The sequence below is a fragment of the Bradyrhizobium sp. UFLA06-06 genome, assembly GCF_054820065.1.
Genome location: NZ_JADFUD010000043.1, coordinates 39,496 through 60,972, shown reverse-complemented (window position 1 = coordinate 60,972; position 21,477 = coordinate 39,496). Strand labels below are relative to the sequence as shown.

The 21,477-nt window shown below is 65.6% G+C and carries 18 protein-coding genes, 1 other RNA gene and 2 pseudogenes; 11 read left to right on the top strand and 10 right to left on the bottom strand.

Translation table 11 applies throughout. The features are described 5' to 3' along the window. Positions 1-17 precede the first annotated feature (17 nt). From IF803_RS29455 to IF803_RS29445, 3 genes are all read left to right on the top strand, one after another. A complete protein-coding gene (locus IF803_RS29455; RefSeq protein ID WP_461194495.1) occupies positions 18-1,226 on the top strand; it encodes a DNA recombination protein RmuC in 1,209 nt (402 codons plus the stop codon). Positions 1,227-1,510: 284 nt separating this feature from the next. After that, positions 1,511-1,816 carry a GIY-YIG nuclease family protein gene (locus IF803_RS29450; protein WP_461194493.1) on the top strand — a complete coding sequence of 102 codons (306 nt, stop codon included), beginning with the start codon at positions 1,511-1,513 and terminating at the stop codon, positions 1,814-1,816. A gap of 78 nt (positions 1,817-1,894) precedes the next feature. Then, positions 1,895-3,271 (top strand): AmpG family muropeptide MFS transporter, encoded by a 1,377-nt coding sequence (locus IF803_RS29445; protein ID WP_461194491.1) that lies wholly within the window; start codon positions 1,895-1,897, stop codon positions 3,269-3,271. 250 nt (positions 3,272-3,521) lie between these two features. On the opposite strand, the gene IF803_RS29440 is transcribed toward IF803_RS29445, so the two are convergent. From IF803_RS29440 to ffs, 5 genes are all read right to left on the bottom strand, one after another. Further along, complete coding sequence (locus IF803_RS29440; RefSeq protein ID WP_439711183.1) at positions 3,522-3,965, bottom strand: hypothetical protein; 444 nt, start codon at positions 3,963-3,965, stop codon at positions 3,522-3,524. A 149-nt stretch (positions 3,966-4,114) separates the two neighbouring features. Beyond that, on the bottom strand, positions 4,115-4,720 hold the full coding sequence (gene recR / locus IF803_RS29435) for a recombination mediator RecR (RefSeq protein WP_016848081.1): 606 nt from the start codon (positions 4,718-4,720) through the stop codon (positions 4,115-4,117). Continuing rightward, entirely contained in the window at positions 4,721-5,041 is a 321-nt protein-coding gene (locus IF803_RS29430) for a YbaB/EbfC family nucleoid-associated protein (protein ID WP_018269493.1), read from the bottom strand. Between the two features lie 23 nt (positions 5,042-5,064). Beyond that, positions 5,065-6,918, bottom strand: coding sequence for a DNA polymerase III subunit gamma/tau (locus tag IF803_RS29425; RefSeq protein WP_461194490.1), 1,854 nt, complete (start codon positions 6,916-6,918; stop codon positions 5,065-5,067). Between the two features lie 111 nt (positions 6,919-7,029). Next, positions 7,030-7,126, bottom strand: an RNA gene (gene ffs, locus IF803_RS29420) — signal recognition particle sRNA small type. A gap of 111 nt (positions 7,127-7,237) precedes the next feature. Between ffs and IF803_RS29415 the strand changes: the two genes are divergently transcribed. The 6 genes from IF803_RS29415 (at position 7,238) to IF803_RS29390 (ending at position 12,137) form a co-directional block, all read left to right on the top strand. After that, on the top strand, positions 7,238-7,657 hold the full coding sequence (locus IF803_RS29415; RefSeq protein ID WP_028344138.1) for an HIT domain-containing protein: 420 nt from the start codon (positions 7,238-7,240) through the stop codon (positions 7,655-7,657). Positions 7,658-7,663: 6 nt separating this feature from the next. Then, positions 7,664-8,614 carry an NAD(+) diphosphatase gene (gene nudC, locus IF803_RS29410; protein WP_304498337.1) on the top strand — a complete coding sequence of 317 codons (951 nt, stop codon included), beginning with the start codon at positions 7,664-7,666 and terminating at the stop codon, positions 8,612-8,614. 79 nt (positions 8,615-8,693) lie between these two features. Beyond that, positions 8,694-9,641, top strand: coding sequence for a sugar kinase (locus IF803_RS29405; RefSeq protein ID WP_461194489.1), 948 nt, complete (start codon positions 8,694-8,696; stop codon positions 9,639-9,641). A 76-nt stretch (positions 9,642-9,717) separates the two neighbouring features. Beyond that, on the top strand, positions 9,718-10,218 hold the full coding sequence (locus IF803_RS29400; protein WP_016848075.1) for an Lrp/AsnC family transcriptional regulator: 501 nt from the start codon (positions 9,718-9,720) through the stop codon (positions 10,216-10,218). 160 nt (positions 10,219-10,378) lie between these two features. After that, positions 10,379-10,690, top strand: a complete 312-nt coding sequence (locus tag IF803_RS29395) for a hypothetical protein (RefSeq protein ID WP_461194487.1) — start codon at positions 10,379-10,381, stop codon at positions 10,688-10,690. Next, on the top strand, positions 10,671-12,137 hold the full coding sequence (locus IF803_RS29390) for a methyl-accepting chemotaxis protein (protein WP_461194486.1): 1,467 nt from the start codon (positions 10,671-10,673) through the stop codon (positions 12,135-12,137). Before IF803_RS29395 ends, IF803_RS29390 begins: the two co-directional genes overlap by 20 nt. A 145-nt stretch (positions 12,138-12,282) precedes the next feature. Here IF803_RS29390 and IF803_RS29385 read toward each other — a convergent pair whose 3' ends face one another. The 5 genes and pseudogenes from IF803_RS29385 to hrpB all read right to left on the bottom strand — a co-directional run bounded on the left by IF803_RS29385 (position 12,283) and on the right by hrpB (position 19,103). Further along, entirely contained in the window at positions 12,283-13,782 is a 1,500-nt protein-coding gene (locus tag IF803_RS29385) for a phosphomannomutase/phosphoglucomutase (RefSeq protein WP_411784837.1), read from the bottom strand. A 374-nt stretch (positions 13,783-14,156) separates the two neighbouring features. Beyond that, positions 14,157-14,657 carry a TIGR02281 family clan AA aspartic protease gene (locus IF803_RS29380; protein WP_304500201.1) on the bottom strand — a complete coding sequence of 167 codons (501 nt, stop codon included), beginning with the start codon at positions 14,655-14,657 and terminating at the stop codon, positions 14,157-14,159. A 201-nt stretch (positions 14,658-14,858) separates the two neighbouring features. Next, a pseudogene (locus IF803_RS29375) lies at positions 14,859-15,971 on the bottom strand (cytosine permease); the annotation flags it as partial. A 52-nt stretch (positions 15,972-16,023) separates the two neighbouring features. Next, a pseudogene (locus tag IF803_RS29370) lies at positions 16,024-16,221 on the bottom strand (nitrate reductase); the annotation flags it as partial. Between the two features lie 413 nt (positions 16,222-16,634). Further along, a complete protein-coding gene (hrpB, locus tag IF803_RS29365) occupies positions 16,635-19,103 on the bottom strand; it encodes an ATP-dependent helicase HrpB (protein ID WP_461194484.1) in 2,469 nt (822 codons plus the stop codon). Between the two features lie 206 nt (positions 19,104-19,309). Between hrpB and IF803_RS29360 the strand changes: the two genes are divergently transcribed. Together IF803_RS29360 and IF803_RS29355 are read left to right on the top strand one after the other, a co-directional pair. After that, entirely contained in the window at positions 19,310-20,377 is a 1,068-nt protein-coding gene (locus IF803_RS29360; RefSeq protein ID WP_461194483.1) for an acyltransferase family protein, read from the top strand. 246 nt (positions 20,378-20,623) lie between these two features. Further along, a complete protein-coding gene (locus tag IF803_RS29355) occupies positions 20,624-21,235 on the top strand; it encodes a sigma-70 family RNA polymerase sigma factor (RefSeq protein WP_016848063.1) in 612 nt (203 codons plus the stop codon). Positions 21,236-21,477 lie beyond the last annotated feature (242 nt).

The window sequence follows — 21,477 nt, the reverse complement described above, 5'->3', positions numbered from 1 at the left end:
CGGCTACAACTGCCGGCATGAACGAGATTCTCCTGACGATTGGCGACCTTCCGGTCCGTGTCTCCGACGCATTGATCGGCCTTGGGGCGCTGGCGCTGATCCTGCTGCTCGCCATTGCGGTGGTGATCGCACGCGCCAGCCGGCGCGGCGCGGAACTCGCGATGGCCCAGGCCATCCGCGCCGACGAGCTGGAGGAGCGGCTCGCCGACATGCTGCGGGCTCAGAGCGAATCCTCCGGACGCGTGGACGCCATGACGCAGGCGCTGGCCGGCCGCCAGGCGGAGATGGCCCGGGCCGTCAACGAGCGGCTGGATTCGGTGACCCACCGGGTCGGCCAGTCGATGGAGCAATCGACCCGCAACACGATGGATTCACTGCGCGTGCTGCACGAGCGGCTCGGCATCATCGACCACGCGCACAAGAACCTCAACGAGCTCACCACCCAGGTGACGACCTTGCGCGACGTACTCGCCAACAAGCAATCCCGCGGCGCGTTCGGCCAGGCGCGGATGGAGGCGATCGTCCAGGACGGCATGCCGAAGGGCTCGTTCGAGTTCCAGTACACGCTGACGTCGGGCAAGCGGCCGGACTGCGTCGTGTTCCTGCCGGACCAGCGCCCGCTCTGCATCGATGCGAAATTTCCGCTCGAGGCGATGACCGCGCTGCACGATGCGCGCAGCGACGAGGAGCGCAAATTCGTCAGCCAGCGGCTGCGCGCCGACGTGCTGAAGCATGTCAGCGACATCGCGGAGAAGTACCTGATCCCGGGCGAGACCCAGGACACCGCGCTGATGTTCGTGCCGTCGGAATCGGTCTATGCCGAGATCCATGACGGCTTCGACGACGTGATCCAGAAGGCCTATCGCGCCCGCGTCGTGCTGGTGTCGCCGTCGCTCTTGATGCTGGCGATCCAGGTGATGCAGCAGATCCTGAAGGACGCCCGCATCCGCGACGCCGCCGACCAGATCCGCAACGAGGTGATGCATCTCGGCGACGACCTCGGCCGCCTGCGCGATCGCGTGCTCAAGCTGCAGACCCATTTCGGCCAGGTGAACGAGGACGTCAGGCAGATCCTGATCTCCGCCGACAAGATCGAGAAACGCGCCGGCCGCATCGAGGAACTCGACTTCAGCAAGTCCGAGACCCCGATCGAGGTCCCCCGCTTCGTCAAGCCCAGCACGTCCGACCTGTTCCCCGCCCCGCGCAAGCTGCAGGCGGGGGAGTGATTGTTGTTTCTAGAAGTTGTCCGGCGTGCGCCACCCAATCGATGTCATCGCCCGACTTTATCCCGAAATAGCCGCGGGTGGCGGATAGGCCTCTGGGATATTGGATCGCCCGGTCCATGTGCGCAATTGCGCACAGGCCGGGCGATGACAGTCTTTTTGGGGCTGATTCTGGTAACAACTTCTCTATGACCGCACCTAGTGATGTTGCTGACCAAGGATCGCACCACACAATCAGCTGTCATCGCCCGGCTTGACCGGGCGATCCAGTATCCCAGAGGCGGCAGATGGGAGCACGCAACTACTACGTCTACATCCTCGCCAGTCGCACCGGCGGCACGCTTTACATCGGTGTGACAAATGACCTCATTCGTCGTGTGGGCGAACACAAGCTCAAGTTAGTTGAGGGCTTCACGGCAAAGTACGATGTCGTGAAGCTCGTCTATTTCGAGCAGTTCGACGATCCCGAGAACGCCATCAAGCGCGAAAAGCGGCTGAAGAAATGGCCGCGCGCCTGGAAGATTTCGCTGATCGAGAAGGACAATCCGGACTGGATCGATCTTTACCCAGAAATCGCCGCGGGTGGCGGATAGGCCTCTGGGATACTGGATCGCCCGGTCGAGCCGGGCGATGACAGTCTTTTTGGGGTCGAATCTGGTAACAACCTATCTATGACCGCACCTGAAGCCTTGTCAGACGCGCCCACCAAGCCACCCGCAGCCCCGCCCGCCACCTCCTGGCGCGACAGTCTTGCCGTGTACCTGCAGCCGCGGGTGCTGATCGTGCTGCTGCTCGGCTTCTCCTCGGGGCTGCCGCTGGCCCTGTCGGGCTCGACGCTGCAGGTCTGGATGAAGGAAGCCGGGGTCGATCTCGGCACCATCGGGCTGCTGGCGCTGATCGGCACGCCCTACACGCTGAAATTCCTCTGGGCGCCGCTGGTCGACGCGCTGCATGTGCCGCTGTTCACGCAGATGTTCGGCCGCCGCCGCGGCTGGCTGCTGTTCTCGCAGCTGCTGCTGATCGCGGCCATCCTGGTGCTAGCGATGGCCGATCCTGCGCGATCGCCATGGTTCGCGGCCTTTGCCGCGCTGCTGGTCGCAACCGCCTCGTCGACGCAGGACATCGTGGTCGATGCCTTCCGCGTCGAAAGCCTGCCTGAAAGCGAGCAGGCCGCCGGCATGGCGTCCTATGTCGCGGCCTATCGCGTCGGCATGCTGGTCTCGACCGCCGGCGCGCTGTTCATCGTCAGCGGCTTCGAGTCCGCTGGCCTCGCGCGTCCGTCGGCGTGGATGTGGGGCTATGTGGTGATGGCCGCGCTGGTCGTGATCGGCATCGTCACCGCGCTGGCTGCGACCGAGCCGGCGCAATCGAAGGGCGCGGAGGCGGCCACGCACGCGCAGAACGCCGCGGAACGCGTGTTGCACGCGGCGCTCGGCGCGTTCTCCGAGTTCCTCAGCCGCAAGGACGCCTTCGCCGCGCTCGCCTTCGTGGTGCTGTTCAAGTTCACCGACGCGTTTTCAGGCACCATGACCGCGCCGTTCGTGATCGACATCGGCTTTTCCAAGGTCGATTACGCGGCGATCGTGAAGGGCGTCGGCCTTGCCGCAACCCTGATCGGCGGCTTTGCCGGCGGCTTCGTGGCGCGGCGCTATTCGCTCGCGACCAGCCTCTGGATCGGCGGCGTGCTGCAGGCGATCGCCAATCTCTCGTTCTCCTGGCTCGCCCATGTCGGCGTCGATCAATGGGCGCTCGCGCTGGCGATCACCGCGGAGAACTTCACCAGCGCCATCGGCACCGTCATCTTCGTCGCCTATTTGTCGGCGCTGTGCCGCAATCCGCTCCACACCGCGACCCAGTACGCCCTGCTGACGGCGCTCGCGGCGGTCGGCCGCACCTATCTGTCATCGGGCGCGGGCTATGTCGCCAAGGCCGTCGGCTGGCAGGTGTTCTTCGTGATCTGCGTGCTGGTCGCGATCCCGAGCCTGATCCTGCTCGCCTGGTTGCAGCGGCGCGGGCATTTCGACGAGTTGGGGCCGGTGAGGGTTTAGCTCAGCCCCCGTAGCCCGGATGGAGCGCAGCGCAATCCGGGAGACCTCTCCACTGACGCGACCGTCCCGGATTTCGCTGCGCTCCATCCGGGCTACAGGCTCTCCGCGCGTCGTCCTGGCGAAAGCCAGGACCCATTACCCCAAATGCGAATTGTTGCGCGACGTTGGGGCCACGATCCATCCGACAACCAAAGCCGGTGGTTATGGGTCCTGGCCTTCGCCAGGACGACGATGAGGATGGGTGAGGCAGCTACTTCGCCACCACGCTCCACTTGGTGACGATGGCTTCGCTCATCTCGCCGGCATCCTTGGCGCAGGCGACCTCGTCGACCTTCACCGAGATTTCCTTGCCGGAGAGGCTTTTGAGCTGCGCGGCCTGGGCGTCGTTGGTTGGAACGAGCTGGAAGGTTTCCGGTCCGGTTTCGAGATTGCACAGACCGTTCGGCGGCGGCAGGCGGCGCGGCTCGCTGGTGATCTGGTAGGTCGCGACGCGCTTGCCGCGGTTCTTGGCGTCACGCACCTTCATGACGCCGAGTTCGCCCGACAGCACGTCGCCGGCGTGGATCATCTTGCCGGGCTTCTGCGGCGCGTCGGCCTGCTGCGCGATGGCGCAAGGCGCGGCGAATGTTGCCGCCAGAAGCGCAAAGCCCAAACGTACGCCGAACAAGCGTACGCCGAATCGGTGTGCCGTCATTGTCAGTGGTTCCGTATCTTGATTCGTCAGAGCGTGAATGACCGTCCCCGAATCGGCATCCACCCTACCATTTTTGTTTCGGTGCGATCTTTTCGGATTGTGACCGATCGCTTGGCGCCTGACGCCGTGCTCGGCGCCGACATCGCGCGCTAGAACAGCGTCCGCTGCCGCATGGCTGCAGATAGCGTACCTTCATCGAGGTAATCAAGCTCTCCGCCGACCGGCACGCCATGCGCCAGCCGCGTCACCCGCACATTGGCCTCCGACAACAGGTCGGTGATGTAATGCGCGGTGGTCTGGCCATCGACGGTCGCATTGAGCGCCAGGATGATCTCGCTGACCTCGGGTGCGTGCGCGCGCGCCACCAGCTGATCGATGGTGAGATCCTGCGGACCGACGCCGTCGAGCGGCGACAGTGTCGCGCCGAGCACGTGATAGCGGCCATTGGTCGCATTGGCGCGTTCCAGCGCCCAGAGATCGGCGACGTCGGCGACCACGACGATGATCGAGGGATCGCGGCGCGGATCGGTGCACACCGTGCAGGGGTTTTGTGTATCGATGTTTCCGCAGGTCTTGCAGACCTGGATTTTCTCGATAGCCACCTGCAGCGCCGCGGTCAGCGGCGTCATCAGGGCTTCGCGCTTCTTGATCAGATGCAGCGCCGCGCGCCGCGCCGAACGGGGCCCGAGGCCCGGCAGCCGCGCCAGCAACTGGATCAGGCGTTCAATCTCGGGGCCGGCAACGCTTGCAGCCATTTAAGTCGGACCAAATCCCGGCGGCAGGCCGAGCCCGCCGGTGAGCGCCATCATCTTCTCCTGCATCGCGGTCTCGGCCTTGCGGCGGGCATCGCCATGCGCGGTGACCAGCAGATCCTCGAGCACCTCGCGTTCCTCCGGCTTCATCAGCGACGGATCGATCTTGATGCCCTTCACTTCCATCTTCGCGGTCATGCGCACCGCGACCAAGCCGCCGCCGGAGATGCCTTCGACCTCGACATTGCCGAGTTGCTCCTGCATCTCCTGCATCTTGGATTGCAGCTGCGCTGCCTGCTTCATCATGCCGAGAAAATCAGCCATGCCTGCGTTCCTATCGCCAAATATCAATCGTCGTCGCTGTCGGAAGTTTCAATCGGGTCTTCGCCTGACGCATCCGACACCGGAACCTCGGCGGCAAGGCGGCGGACCTCGACCACCTTGGTGCCGGGGAAGCGCGCCAGCACCTCCTGCACGCGCGGATCAGCTTCCGCAGTGCGCTGATGCTCGCTGCGCGCCAATTCGTTCTGCGACCGCACCGTGGGCTGGCCGGCCTCGTTGGAGATGATCACGGTCCAGCGCCGCCCGGTCCATAGTTCGAGCTTGCGCGACAGGTCGGTGACGAGCGCGCGTTGCGCCTTCGGCTCGAGGGCGATCTCGAGCTGGCCGTCCTCGATGCGCACCAGCCGCACGTCGGCCTCCAGCGCACTTTTCATCATGATGTCGCGCTTCTCGCCGGCGAGCGCGATCAGCTGCGGAAAGCTTGATATCCGGAGCGCCGGCGCGGCATCGGCAGCCAGCGCTGCCATCTGCGGGCGCGCGGCGAAATCGGCGCGCGGCGCGGCCTGCGGCGCGCGCACCGGCGCGGATGACATCGCAGGCATTGCCGAGGATGGTGCGCCGCGCGACGGTTGCGAGGCGGCGGATCCCGACGCCGCGGGCGCAGCGCCGCCGCCATTCTGCTCGATCATCCGGATCGCCTCATCCGGCGTCGGCAAATCGGCGACATAGGCAATCCGCACCAGCACCATCTCGGCGGCAGCGGCCGGGCGCGTCGCGGTCTGCACCTCGGCGATGCCCTTGAGCAGCATCTGCCACATCCGCGACAGCACCCGCATCGACAGCTTGACGGCGAATTCGCGCGCGCGCACCCGCTCGGTCTCGCCGAACGCGACATTGTCGGCCGTCCCCGGCACGACCTTCACGCGGGTGACGAAATTGACGAACTCGGCAAGGTCGGACAGCACCACGACCGGATCGGCGCCGACGTCATATTGCGCGCGGAATTCGGCGAAGGCTGAGGCGAGATCGCCGCGCGCCAGCGAATCGAACAGGTCGATCACGCGGGTGCGGTCGGCGAGGCCGAGCATCTGCCTGACCGCGTCGGCCTTCACATTGCCGGCGGCATGCGCGATCGCCTGGTCGAACAGCGACAGCGAGTCGCGCACCGATCCCTCGGCCGCGCGCGCGATGATGCCGAGCGCCTCGGGCTCGACCTCGACGCCTTCCTTGGCGGCGATGTTGCCGAGATGCTTCATCAGCACGTCGGCTTCGACGCGGCGCAGGTCGAAGCGCTGGCAGCGCGACAGCACCGTGATCGGAACCTTGCGGATTTCTGTGGTGGCGAACACGAACTTGGCGTGCTCCGGCGGCTCCTCCAGCGTCTTCAGGAAGGCGTTGAAGGCCGCCGTCGACAGCATGTGGACTTCGTCGATGATGTAGACCTTGTAGCGCGCGCTGGCCGGCGCGTAGCGCACGCTGTCATTGATCTGGCGGACATCGTCGACGCCGGTGTGGGAGGCGGCGTCCATCTCCAGCACGTCCATGTGCCGGCTTTCCATGATCGCCTGGCAGTGGATGCCGAGATCGGGCATGTGGATGGTCGGCCCGTTCACCGAGCCGTCCGGCTTGGCGTAGTTCAGCGCGCGGGCGAGGATGCGAGCGGTGGTGGTCTTGCCGACCCCGCGGACGCCGGTCAGGATCCAGGCCTGCGGAATCCGCCCGGTCTCGAACGCGTTCGAGACCGTGCGCACCATGGCCTCCTGGCCGATCAGGTCCTCGAAGCTGGAGGGGCGGTATTTGCGGGCGAGAACGCGGTAGGGCTTGGCGGCGTCCGGCGCAGCGCCGAGATCGAAACCGCCGTCAAGGCTTGCTTTGCCTGCGCCATCGGACGGTTGGGAGGGGTCGCCAGCGTCATTCATGCATCGATCCGCAACTTGGGAATTGTCTCTTCAGCCGGCGTGCGGATAGGAGCCGAAATCGAGCGCCGGGCGCGGAGACCGCCGTTCCAGCGCGATTCGCTCGGAAAACAGGTAGGAGACTGACGAGCGACCCGATCCGGACCTCGTTAGGGCTGCTTCCTTCCGGACCTGACCCGGTTGGCGAGTGGCTCGTCCACCGCCAATCTCCCGGTCCCTATTTGGGGCCAAAACCGCCGGAAAGCAAGCGGCCTGACCCGGCTTTGTAAGGCTGGCTTTGTGGGGCTTGTCTGGGAACACGGAAAGGCATTATTTGCCCGTCATGCCCGCCTCCAATTGGTCGCTGCATTCGCAGCTCAAGAAAGACACCATCGACATCGGCGACCTGCCGCTGTGCAAGGTGCTCGTCATCAAGGATGCGCATTATCCGTGGCTGCTGCTGGTGCCGCGGCGCGACGGCGCGGTCGAGATCATCGACCTCGACGAGGTCGCGCAGGCGCAGCTGATGACGGAAATCACTCGCGTCTCGCGGGCCCTGAAAGAGGTCACCAAGTGCGACAAGCTGAATGTCGCCGCGCTCGGCAACCTCGTCCCGCAGCTCCACGTCCATGTCATCGCGCGCCGCACCAGCGACGCTGCATGGCCGCGTCCCGTTTGGGGCGTGATGCCGCCGCTGGCGCATGACGCCGAGGAAGTGCAAAATTTCATCAGCGCGCTTCGCCGCAAGATCTGGTTGGGTTGAGATTCAATGTCTGCATTCGATTCATTTCCGCTCGGCCAGCCGGCCTTTGTCACCCATGTGCTGGACCGCGCCGCGCATCTGCGCACCAATGACGAGAAGCTGTTCGCGCTGGAAGGCCACCGCGAAGCCCGTGCTTATGTGATCTATCGCGACTCGCTGGTCGTGAAGCAGGAGGATGGCGGGGCCCGGGCCTTGCTCTCTCTGGAGGAAGCCCGCAGCTACGGCGCCAATCCCGGCACGATCTTTCTCGGGCTGCGCGACGCCGCGCCGATTTTCGGCATGGGGATCGCGCCGCAGGCCGCCGAGAAGCTGGTCGGGCGCGCCGACGTCGCGATCACCGAATTGCGCGGCATGGCGATGCAGGGGGTGGTGCCGCCCGAGCAGCTTTCGGCCATCGCAATGGCGAAATCGATGGTGACCTGGCATCAGCGCCACGGCTTCTGTGCGAACTGCGGCACCCGCACGGCGATGAAGGACGGCGGCTGGAAGCGCGAATGCCCGAGCTGCAAGGCCGAGCACTTTCCGCGCACCGACCCGGTCGTGATCATGCTGGTCACGTACGGCGACAAGGTGCTGCTGGGACGGCAGAAGCAGTTCATGCCCGGCATGTATTCCTGCCTCGCCGGGTTCGTGGAAGCCGCCGAGACCATCGAGGACGCCGTGCGACGCGAGATTTTCGAGGAGTCCGGCATCCGCTGCACCGACGTCAATTACTACATGACACAGCCCTGGCCCTATCCGTCATCGCTGATGATCGGCTGCACCGCGCGCGCGACCAACGAGGACATCGTGGTCGACCGCACCGAGCTGGAAGATGCGCGCTGGTTCGACCATGCCGAGGCGTCGCTGATGCTGAAGCGCCAGCATCCCGACGGGCTCGCCGGCCCGCATCCGTTCGCGATTGCCCATCACCTGCTCGGCCGCTGGGTGCACCACCAAAACCCGTTGGACAAATAGCGGGAACCGGACATCGTTCTGCCGATTAAAGCTGGACACAGTTCTGGCAGTAACGGAACCATTGCGACGGATCCCCCGCATGAATTTTCAGAACGGCGCCCCGAAAGTCCCGCCCCGCATCCTCTGCATCGGCCTGCCGGTGCGCGACCTGACCTTTCGCGTCAGCGTCCCGGCGCGCGGCTCCAAAGAGAACGCGACGCATTTCGAGGAGATCTGCGGCGGCAATGCTCTGAACGCCGCCATCGGCATCGTCCGGCTGGGCGGCCGCGCTTCGATCTGCGGACCGATGGGCGATTCGCAGGAGACCTCGAGCCGCTACATCTTCGACAAGCTCGCCCAGGAAGGCATCGAGACCAATCATCTCATCCACATGCCGAACCTGGTCACCCCGATCTCGGCGATCATGATCGACGACAGCGGCGAGCGCACCATCGTCACCTTCCGCGATCCGGAGCTCTGGAAGGTCAAGCTGCCGCCGACCGAGCTCTTGCTGGAGGATTGCGCGGCGATCCTGACCGAGAGCCGCTGCGCGCCGTTCTGCACCGAGCTTTGCGCCGAGGCGGTCAAACGCGGCATTCCGGTGGTGGTCGACGTCGACCGCGCGATGTCGATGCGGGAGGGGCTGCTCACCGCCTCCTCCCATCTGGTGTTCTCCAGCGAGCCGCTGCAGGAGACCGCCGACGTCACCGACGACGGCCAGGCGCTGCACAAGCTCGCCAAGCTCACCCCCTCCTTCCTGGCCGGCACCCGCGGCCCTCAGGGCACGATCTGGCTCAACGAGAAGGGCGGGCTCGAGGAGACCCCGGCCTTCCCGGTCCATACCGTCGACACGCTCGGGGCCGGCGACGTCTTCCACGGGGCGTTCGCCCTCGCCATCACCGAGAAACAGCCGCTGCGCGACGCGCTCCGCTTCGCCTCCGCCGCTGCAGCGCTGAAATGCACCCGCTTCGGGGGTGCTTATGCCGCACCGCAACGTACTGAAGTTGAAGAGTTTTTGGGTCAGCACGCCGACGCCAAGCCGGCCTGAGCCGCCACGAATCGCTTGATTTGGAAGATTCTTCTCTATATGAGGGATATTGAACCTTCATATGGAACTTTCTTCTATGACCGATGTCGCCATTCAGCTTCATGACAACAGTCGCCGCCTCGACGCGATCGATCGCAAGATTCTGACCGTGTTGCAGGAGGATGCGTCGCTCTCCGTCGCCGAGATCGGCGACCGGGTCGGCCTGTCGTCGACGCCATGCTGGAAGCGCATCCAGCGGCTGGAGGCCGACGGCGTGATCCTGCGCCGCGTGGCGCTGGTCGACCAGAACAAGATCGGGCTCGGGATTTCGGTGTTCGTCTCGGTCGAGAGCGCCGACCATTCGGAAGCCTGGCTGCGCAAATTCGCCGACGCGGTCAGCGCCATGCCCGAGGTGATGGAGTTCTACCGGATGGCCGGCGACGTCGACTACATGCTGCGCGTCGTGGTCGCGGACATGCAGGCCTACGACGTCTTCTACAAGAAGCTGATCAGTGCCGTGCCGCTGAAGAACGTCACCTCGCGCTTCGCGATGGAGAAGATCAAGTCGGTGACGGCGCTGCCGGTGCCCGCGGCGTAAGCGCCGCCGCACAACCCGCACGAGACGTCGATACGCTCCCAGGTAGTTCGCCTGTCCGGTATTTACCTGAAGTTAGCGCCGGCAGCGGTATTCTGCTGCGATGGAGCCGGGGGAGATCATCCCAGCGAAACGACCGCCTGCCTGGCTGGGCGCGGCTGCATTGCTGATTGCGAGCTGGATCGCGGTCGCAGTGCTGTCGCTAAAGGTGCGGGCGGGCAGCGACGTGGTGGCCGTGGCCTTCCCGCCATGGTGGCGCGCCGAGCGCGCGCTGATCGCCGCCGCGTCCGCCGATGCGTCGATCGTTCGGATGACCGCGATCCCGGCCCTGCTGGTGGTGCGGCCTGACCGCGATGGCGGGCTGGGCCGGCTGTACGAGGCCGGCGCCTTGCTGACCATGGATCCGCAGGCGATCGCCGGCTGCTTCGGGGCGGATGACGATCTGGGGGCTGGGGATGACCTTCGAAGGCGATGACATGGCCGCCCTGCGCGAGACGGCCAGCAAGATCCTGCTCGTGGTGCTGTGGCTGCACGTTCCGATCGCAGTCATCGTCGGCATGACGCTGCACACCGACTGGCTGATGCCGGCCGGCTTCATGGTCGCGATGGCGCTGGCCGCGACGGTGTCGTGGCGCGTCTCGGGGAACGGCGTTTCAACGCGCCTGATCGTTGCAGTGGCCCTGATGGCCGGCGTGTCGATGCTGGTCTACCAGTTCGCCGGCCACCGCTGGCAGGTCGACATGCACATGTATTTCTTCGCCGCGCTGGCGTGCCTCGTCGCCTATTGCGACTATCGGCCGATCGTCGCCGGCACCGCGGCAGTTGCCCTGCATCACCTGACGCTGAATTTCATCCTGCCGGCCGCGATCTATCCCGGCGGCGGCGATTTCGGTCGCGTCGTTCTCCACGCCGTGATCCTGCTGATCGAGGCCGGCGTGCTGATCTGGCTCGCGCACACGCTTGCCGAACTGTTCGAGAGAGCGGCGCAAAAGGCGGCGGAGGCCGAGGCCGCCGGCGCCGCCGAAGCGCGCGCCAAGGCCGAGCGGATCGAGGCCGAACGAGCCAAAAAGGACCGCGATGCCGCGCGGCGCGAGCTCGCCGCCGGCTTCGAGCGCAAGATCGGCGAGGTCGTCGAGGCCGTCGCGGTGGCGGCGAGCGCGATGCAGGGCCTGTCGACAACGATGAACGGGAGCAACGCGGAAACCATTCGCCAGGCCACCGCAGCCGCCTCCGCATCGACGCTGGCGTCGAGCAATGTGGAAACCGTCGCGTCCGCGACCGAGGAGCTGACGGCCTCGATCAACAGCATCGCCGAGCAGGTGACGCGCTCGGCGCGGATCGCCGCCAAGGCCGCCGACGAGGCACGCCGCACCAACAGCGTCGTCGAAGGCCTTGCCGCCGGCACGCAGAAGATCGGCGAGGTGGTGACGTTGATCCAGAGCATCGCCAGCCAGACCAATCTGCTCGCCCTGAACGCAACCATCGAAGCGGCGCGCGCCGGCGAGCATGGCCGCGGATTTGCCGTGGTCGCGAGCGAGGTCAAGGCACTGGCCAACCAGACCGCCAAGGCGACCGAGGAGATTTCGGCCCAGATCCAGGACATCCAGAGCGCGACGGGTGCTGCCGTCAGCGCGATCGGGACCATCGGGACCACGATCGCGGAAATCGACCAGGTCTCCGGCGAGATCGCGGCCGCCGTCGATCAGCAGGGCGCGGCGACCCGCGAGATCTCCAGCAATTTGCAGCAGGCCGCCGATCGCACGCGGGACGTCAACAAGGGCATCCTCAACGTCAACCGCGCGTCCGAACAGGCCGGCAGCGCGACCGCACAGCTGCTCGATGCAGCCAACGGCCTGTCGTCGCAATCGGAATGGCTGAAGACCGAGCTGGATCGCTTCCTGGCCTCGCTGCGGGCAGCGTGAGCACCACCTCCTGAGCTGTCATCGCCCGGCTCGACCGGGCGATCCAGTACGCCGCGGCCTCTCGGCTCAATCACGACCGTCTCTGGAATACTGGATCACCCGCTTTCGCGGGCGATGACACCATTCTTCGCGGCGAGCAGTGCGCTCAAATCTTCTGATTGTACTCGCCGACCTCGGGATGCGTGCGCAGCACGGCATCCATCGCCTCGAACATGTCGTGCATGCGCCGCTCGCTGACCGGACTTTCCACCACGACCACGAGCTCCGGCTTGTTCGAGGACGCGCGCACCAGGCCCCAGCTGCCGTCCTCGACCGTGACGCGCACGCCGTTGACGGTGACGAGATCGCGGATGTTCTGGCCCGCGACCTTCCCGCCCTGCTGCTGCAACGCCTCGAAGTGCTTCACCACGGCGTCGACGACGCCGTACTTCGCCTCGTCGGCGCAATGCGGCGACATGGTCGGCGACGACCAGGTCTTCGGCAACGCGTCCTTCAGATCGGCCATCGACTTGCCGGGCGCGCGGTCGAGCATCTCGCAGATCGCGATCGCCGATACCAGGCCATCGTCATAACCGCGACCGAACGGCTTGTTGAAGAAGAAGTGGCCCGACTTCTCGAAACCGGCAAGCGCGCCCAGCTCATTGGTGCGCCGCTTCATGTAGGAATGGCCGGTCTTCCAGTAGACCGTCTTCGCACCCTGCTTCTGCAGCACGGGGTCGGTCACGAACAGCCCGGTCGACTTCACGTCGACGACGAACTGCGCGTTCGCATTGATCGCCGACATGTCGCGCGCCAGCATGACGCCGACCTTGTCGGCGAAGATCTCCTCGCCGGTGTTGTCGACCACGCCGCAGCGGTCGCCGTCGCCGTCGAAGCCGAGGCCGACATCGGCCTTGTGCGCCAGCACCGCATCGCGGATCGCGTGCAGCATCTCCATGTCTTCCGGATTCGGATTGTATTTCGGAAAGGTGTGATCGAGCTCAGTGTCGAGCGGAATCACATCGCAGCCGATCGCCTCCAGCACCTGCGGCGCGAACGCGCCCGCGGTGCCGTTGCCGCAGGCCGCGACGACCTTCAGCCTGCGCTTCAGCTTCGGCCGGCTGGTGAGGTCGGCGATGTAGCGCGCCGGATAATTCTCGTGGAATTGATAGGAGCCGCCGGCCGTGTTCTTGAATTCGGCGTTGAGCACGATTGCCTTCAGCCGCGACATCTCGTCGGGACCGAAGGTGAGCGGACGGTTGGCGCCCATCTTGACGCCGGTCCAGCCATTGTCGTTGTGCGAGGCGGTGACCATGGCGACGCAGGGCACGTCAAGGTCGAACTGCGCGAAGTAGGCCATCGGCGTCACCGCGAGCCCGATGTCATGCACCTTGCAGCCCGCCGCCATCAGGCCCGAGATCAGCGCGTATTTGATCGAGGCGGAATAGCCGCGGAAATCGTGACCGGTGACGATCTCTTGGCGGACGCCGAGCTCCGCGATCAGCGCGCCGAGCCCCATGCCGAGCGCCTGCACGCCCATCAGGTTGATTTCCTTGTTGAACAGCCAGCGCGCGTCGTACTCGCGAAACCCGGTCGGCTTCACCATCGGCTCGGATTCGAAGGCATAGGTGTTCGGGACCAGCGCGGATTTCGGCTTCGGAAACATGGGTCGGCCTTATGGTCGTATGCAGAAAGACATCGTCGCAGCCTTTAGCGAATGCGCGGGCCGGGCGAAAGCAGAGACTGGGGCTGGTGACCAACAATTACGGCAGAAATGGCGGCAACTATCCCGCGAGTTGAACGCCGGATCGCGCCGGCCTTCCCAGCATTACGGTGACAGATTCGAGCGCGCGATCTCCGCAATCGTCGTCCCGGCGAAGTGCGCAATTGCGCACGGGGCCGGGACCCATACGCCGCAGCGGGTGTTGGGTTCGGGACCCGTCGTTCCGGCGTTGCTCACCAAAGACGGTCTGTGGTTATGGGTCCCGGCCTTCGCCGGGACGACAGCGAGTGTGTCGCACGCTATCCCGTGAGGATGACTTATTGCTCCAGCAACAATTTGCCGTTGGCGTATTCGAAGCGCTTCAGCTTCGACAGGAAAGATAGGCCGAGCAGGTTTTCCGACAGCGCCTCGTCCGGCAGCACCAGGGCATCGACGTCGCGCACGGTCAGGCCGCCGATCTCGATCATGGCGATGCGGGCGCGCGCGGCCTTGATGGTGCCGTTCGCGGTGGTAACGCGCGAGGTGTAATCGCCCGGCACCGGGCGCAGGCCGAAACGGGCAGCCGAGGCCTCGTTCAGCGCAACCACCGAGGCGCCGGTGTCGACCATGAAGTTGATGCGCTGGCCGTCGATCCGGCCGTCGGTCGCGAAATGACCGCGAGGATCGGGCGCAATGCTGAACGTGCGGGCACTGGCCTGCGCCACCGTGACGGCTGGGGCGGCGGTCTGCCTTGTGGTGGTCGCGGCGGCGGGCGACATCTTGCTGGCCATCTGAGCCATGAAGGTGCCCAGCCCAATCAGGATGGCCGCGAAAATCATCAGGTTACGCATGACACCATACTCGGAAAACCGAACACGCAATTTCACCACGCCGTCCGCCCCGCCGCGAGCGAGGGCGGCGGCACGAGCCTGCCATTTTGGCGAAAAGGATGAGCGAAGCGTTAATGCGAGCCCAGAGCAGCGGCCGAATGACATCGGCCGGCTGCCCGGGCAGCAATTTGCCGGCCTTCAGGCCGTCTTTCAGGCCGTCCTGGCGACCGGGCTCGGCATCGCAACGCGCAGCGCGTAATAGACCGCGCCGGCGATTCCGACACCGAAGAACCAGCCATAGACCGCCCACCACGCCGGCAGGATCGAGGTGAAGTTCGGCAGCACCGACGAGAACAGCGCGCCGATGCCGGCCGCGATCAGCGCGCTGACGTTCCAGCCGTTCTGGAAGCGATATTCGCCGTTCTCCCGATACAGCGCCGGCACGTTCACACGGCCTTTGGCGATCAGATAATAGTCGACCATCATGACGCCGAAGATCGGCCCCATCGTCGCGCCGATCAGCCCGACGAACGAGGCGGCGTTGCCCTCCCAGGGCGCGAACGGATACAGCGCCAGCGCGATCAGCGCCGCGATATAGCCGCCCTTCTTGAAGTCGATATGCCGCGGAAACACGTTGGAGAAATCGAACGCCGGGGAGACGAAATTGGCGACGACGTTGATGCCGAGCGTCGCCACCGCAAAGGTAACCGCCGCGAGCAATGCCAGGAACCAGCTGTCGAACTTCGCCGAGATCTGGTCGGGATGCAGCAGCACCTCGTGATAGACGTTGAACGCCGCGATCGTGGTGACGCCGGCAACCAGCGAGAACAGGATCAGATTGACCGGCAGGCCCCAGATATTTCCCTTGCGCAGCGCTTTCTCGTCGGGCGCATAGCGCGAGAAGTCGCAGAAGTTGAGATAGAGCGCGGCGAAATAGGTGATCCAGGTGGCGGCGACGGCGCAGAGCGCCGGGAACGAGCCGGGCACGCCGGGCACGCCGGCTTCCTTGGTCTTTTCCAGCAGCACGTCCTGCGGGATCGGCGCGGTGAGCGAGATGCCGCCGGCCGCGATGCACAGATAGATCGCAAGGATCAGCATCATCAGCCACACCGCAGGCCCCGCCCAGTCCTGGAAGCGCCGCACCGTCTCCATGCCGCGCTGGATGATCAGCAGCTGCAGCGCCCAGATCACGACGAAGCAGATCACCTCGAGCGTGGAATGGCCGAGCATATGGCTGGACTGGTGGAACGCCTTGAAGCTGTCGATGCGCGTCAGCAGCGCGACGATCGCGCCCGAGGCCGCGGCGGTCTGCGCGCCGTACCAGCTGTCTCTTATACACATCTGACGCTGCCGACGAACGATGTGTATAAGAGACAGAGCCGACGCCGATCGCGAGGATGAAGTTGACGAAGCTGCCGCAGAGCAGGAACAGGCTGGCGGCGAGATAATAGCCCCAGAGGCTGTGCACGTCCGAGGTCCAGACGTTGAAGATGCTGAAGGCGCCCCAGTTGCGTTCCTTGGCCGGCGCCAGATCTTCGTTGTACAGCGACGGCGATGCGTTCTTGATCTCCACGGTGGCCTCCCCAAGTGCGAGCCCGTGATCCCATCCCAGCGCGCAAATCTAACCACCGTTTGCCGGCGCTCGCCAGCGCAACCGATCAAGCATGATCGGGAAAACGGAGACCGGCGCCCTTAAGGCATGATGAAGTTAGGTTGAGCTTGCGACCGCAAAGATGCTGCGCTCCCTCTCCCGCTTGCGGGGGAGGGCTGGGGTGGGGGCTCTCGCCGCGAGTCGCATCGCGGAGAGAGCCCCCACCCGCCGCGCTCAGGCGCGCAAGAGCGCTGCCGAGCGCGTCGGCCTCCCCCGCAAGCGGGGGAGGCGAAGCGAGCCTGCGGTCCGACTGATTCAACCAAGAACCATCGTGCTCTAGCTAGCGCAACAACGCGAAACGTTGACGCGGCACGACAAAGCGTTGCCTCGAAGATTCACGTGCCGCGCGGTTTCACGCGCCTGGTCGGCATCGCGCTGGCGGGATCTTCCGGCCAGGGATGGCGCGGATAGCGGCCACGCAGGTCGGAACGCACCGCGGCGTAACTGCCGCGCCAGAAACCGGGCAGATCGCGCGTCACCTGCACCGGCCGCTGTGCCGGCGACAGCAGTTCCAGCACCAGCGGCACCGCGCCCTTGGCAATTGAGGGATGGGTGTTGAGCCCGAACAGCTCCTGCAGCCGCACCGCAATGGTCGGGCCCTGCTCGGCCTCGTAATCGATCGCGAGCTGCGTTCCGGTCGGCGCCTCGAAATGCGTCGGCGCCTCGCGATCGAGCCGCGCGCGCAATTCCCACGGCAGCAGCGCCATCAGCGCGTCCGACAGGTCGCCGGCGGACAGCTCCCTCAGCGCGGTCTTGTCGTAGAGCGCCGGCACCAGCCAGTCGTCGGCACGCGCGGCGAGCGCTGCGTCCGACAGATCGGGCCAGCTCTCGTCCTCGGCCTTGCGCAGGAACATGACGCGGTCGCGCCATTGCTTGGAGTGCTTCGACCACGGCAAACGGTCGAGCCCGGCGGCGATCAGGCCGTCGGCGAACACGCGCGCGGTCTCGGCCGAGGGCTGTAGCGGCATCGGTGCCTCCGACAGCGTGATCGCGTGCAGCGAACGCCTGCGGCGGGCGCGCAGCGCCATCGCGCCGCGGTCGAACGTCACCTCTTCCACGTTCTCGATCTGGTCAGCGAAGCGCTGCTCGATCTCCTCCTGGGTGATCGGCGCCGCCAGCAGGATGCGGCCGCTCGCGGCCGTGCCGGTCAGTTCGGCAACCGCGATATAAGGCAGCCGCGCCAGCGCCGCAGTCTGCTCGACGGCGGCGCCGCGGCCATTGGCCAGCACGAAGCTGCCGTTGCCGCGGTTCCTGGCGACGCGGTCCGGAAACGCGAAGGCCAGCATGACGCCGGTGGAGAGATCCTTCGTTTCGCCGGCCGCCGACTTCACCTGCGCGGCCCAGCGCGCCGCCATGGTGCGGGCGCTCGATGCGCGCTGCGAGCGGTCGCGGCGGAACTGGTCGAGCCGGACGTCGAGATCGACACTGTCGCCGCCGAGCCCGCGCTCGGTCAGAACCGCGGCGATCTCGGCCGCCTCCTCGCCCATACCGAAGCGGGCGGAATCCACGATCATGCGCGCCAGCCGCGGCGACAGCGCCAGCGCGCGCAGGCTCTGTCCTTCTTCTGTAATGCGGCCATCGCCGTCGAGCGCCCCGAGCTCGGACAGCAGTGATTTGGCCTCCTTCAGCGCCGGCCCCGGCGGTGGATCGAGGAAGGCAAGGCCCGCGGGATCGCTGACGCCCCATTGCGCGAGATCGAGCACCAGCGAGGACAGATCGGCGGAGAGGATCTCGGGCGCGGTGTAGGCCGGCAGCGACGCGGTCTGCGGCTCGTCCCAGAGCCGGTAGCAGATGCCGGGCTCGATACGGCCGGCACGGCCGCGCCGCTGATCCACCGCCGCACGCGAGGCCCGTACGGTCTCGAGCCGCGTCAACGCAATGTCAGGCTCGTAGCGCGGCACCCGCGCGAGGCCAGAGTCCACCACAATGCGGACGCCCTCGATGGTCAGCGAAGTCTCGGCGATCGAGGTCGCCAGCACCACCTTGCGGGTGCCCTTCGGCGCCGGCGCGATGGCGCGATCCTGCACGCTGGCATCGAGCGCGCCGAACAGCGGCACGATCTCGACCGCGGCGTCGTGCACACGCTCGGCCAAAAAAGTCTGGGTGCGGCGGATCTCGGCGGCGCCCGGCAGGAAGGCCAGCACCGAGCCGGCATCGGCGCGCAGCGCGGCCGCGATCGTCTCGGCCATCTGCCGCTCCAGCGGCGCGTCGACCTTGCGGCCGACGTAACGGGTCTCGACCGGAAAGGCGCGCCCCTCGCTTTCGACCACCGGCGCGTCGCCGAGCAGTTTTCCGACGCGTGCGCCGTCGAGCGTTGCCGACATCACGAGGATTCGCAGGTCCTCGCGCAGGCCGGTCTGCGCGTCGCGTGCCAGCGCCAGCCCGAGATCGGCATCGAGCGAGCGCTCATGGAATTCGTCGAACAGCACCGCGGCGACGCCGTTGAGCTCGGGATCGTCGAGGATCCGGCGCGAGAAGATGCCTTCGGTGACGACCTCGATCCGCGTCGCGCGCGACACCTTCGAGCCGAAGCGCACGCGATAGCCGACGGTCTCCCCGGCACGCTCGCCGAGCGTCTTCGCCATCCGCTCGGCGCTGGCGCGCGCGGCGATGCGGCGCGGCTCCAGCACGATGATCTTCTTGCCCCTCGCCCAGGGTGCATCGAGCAACGCGAGCGGCACGCGCGTGGTCTTGCCGGCGCCCGGCGGCGCCACCAGCACTGCGGCGTTGTGACCATCGAGCGTGCGGTCGAGCTCATCGAGCACGGCATCGATCGGCAGCGGACTATCGAATTGGCGCGGCAAGGATTCTCATCACCGCAGCGGCGCTCGGGCCGGGCTGCGTCCCATGGTTAACAATCCGTCTCGGATTTCCTCGCCTCTTAGACCATTCGTCAGCCACGGGAAACCCGCGGAAAGGTCCGGTTTGGTGGCACATCGCTTGTATCAATAAAGGAGAAAGCAACCGATCGGGCCGATGATGGGCCCGATCACGCCGGAACAGGACAAAGATGACCACAAACGGCACAGCCGCTGCGACAGATCGTTCCGCCCCACGCGCGAGCGGACGCGTCGATTGGGTCGACTATGCCAAGGGCATCTGCATCATCATGGTCGTGATGATGCATTCGGTGCTGGGGGTCGAGAAGGCCGCCGACCAGACTGGCTTCATGCATTATGTCGTGATGTTCGCAAAGCCGTTCCGGATGCCGGACTTCTTCCTGATCTCGGGCCTGTTCCTGTCGGTCGTGATCGATCGCGACTGGCGCACCTATCTTGACCGCAAGGTGATGCACTTCGCCTATTTCTACGTGCTCTGGGTGACGATCCAGTTCGGCTTCAAGGCGCCGTCGCTGGCCGCCGAGACCGGCTGGGCCCAGGTTGGGCTGCAATATCTCGAGTCCTTCATCGAGCCGTTCGGCACGCTGTGGTTCATCTATCTGCTGCCGATCTTCTTCGTCGCCACCAAGCTCGCGCGCAATGTCCCCCCGCTCGTGATCTGGCTGATCGCGGCGCTGCTGGAAGCGGCGCATGTCACGACCGGCTGGACCGTGATCGACGAGTTCTGCTCCCGCTTCGTCTACTTCTACACCGGCTATATCCTCGCCGATTACGTGTTCGCGCTGTCGGACCGCGCGCGGGCACGGCCTGCGTTGGCTCTGCTCGGGCTTGGGCTCTGGGCGCTGATCAATGGCGGCCTGGTTGCGCTCGAGGTGAGCGAATGGCCGGTCGTCTCGCTGGCACTCGGCTTTGCCGGCGCCTGCGCGATCATCGTGACCGGCACGCTGCTGGCGCGCGCGCACTGGCTTGGCTTGCTGCGCTTCTGCGGCGAGCATTCGATCGTGATCTATCTCGCCTTCTTCCTGCCGATGGCTGCGACACGCACCCTTCTGCTGCGCTTCGGCATCATCCACGACATCGGCCTGATCTCGCTGATCGTGACCGCGGTCGGCGTCGCCGGCTCGCTCGTGATCTGGCGGCTGGCACTGGCGGCGCGGGCCAATTTCCTGTTCGAACGGCCCGATGCGTTCTGGATTGCCCCGAAGAAGGCGACGCCCTCGCTGCAGGCGGCCGAATAAGCCCCGACAGTGCCAGAAGTCATGACCGCCGGATTCGTTCCGACGGCGGGAATCCGGCCGTTCGAACTTTCCGCACATTGAAATTATTGGCTTTTTGATCCCGAATGTTTCGTCGCCTGGGCCGCGACGAAACAATTCTCCCGGTCACGAAACCATTTTCCGCTTTTCGCGCAGACATCCGGAAACGGGCCGTAACTAACGTTTCTCCCAACGAACCGCCGCCCAACGGCGAACTGGGAGCCTGTCATGCCGAACGTCATCGCCATCAACGCTGCAGCCACGAAGCATATCGACGCTGCTCGCGCGACCTCGGATGAAACGCTGCTCGCGCGTATCGCCAAGAATGACCGCACCTCGATGCACACGCTCTATGCCCGTCATAACGTCCGGGTCTACCGCTTCGTGCTCCGCATGGTGCGCGACACCACCATGGCCGAGGACCTGGTCAGCCAGGTGTTCCTGGACGTCTGGCGCACCGCGGCCCAGTTCGAGGGCCGTTCGCAGGTCTCGACCTGGCTGCTCTCGATCGCCCGCTTCAAGGCGCTGACCGCGCTGCGCCAGCGCAAGCATGAGGACATCGACCAGGACGACGTGCTGGAGATCGCCGACGGCGCCGACACGCCGGAAACCTCGCTCGATCGCGCCACCACCAGCGAGATCCTGCGCGCCTGCGTGGCCAAGCTGTCACCGGCCCACCGCGAGATCATCAATCTGGTCTACTACCATGAGAAGTCGGTCGAGGAGGCCGGCGAGATCATCGGTATCCCGCAGAGCACGGTGAAGACCCGCATGTTCTATGCCCGCAAGCAGCTCGCCGACCTCCTGCGGGGCGCCGGCGTGGATAGCGTCGCCGCATAAAGTATCGCAAATTCAATATCTTAACGGGAGACCACGCGATTCAGACAATTGTCCACGAAGCCGAAAAATTCAGGCGACGAAACAATTGAAACAATCGACGACATCACCCGGAAAAACACGATCTCTATATCTATAGCCAACGACGCAACCCCAACCCCATTTACTGAACCGGTTTCGATACCTCTTCGTTCTAACCTCCCAAGTAGCCTCCAACGACCCGGCCGGGATGCCCCCCAGCCGGG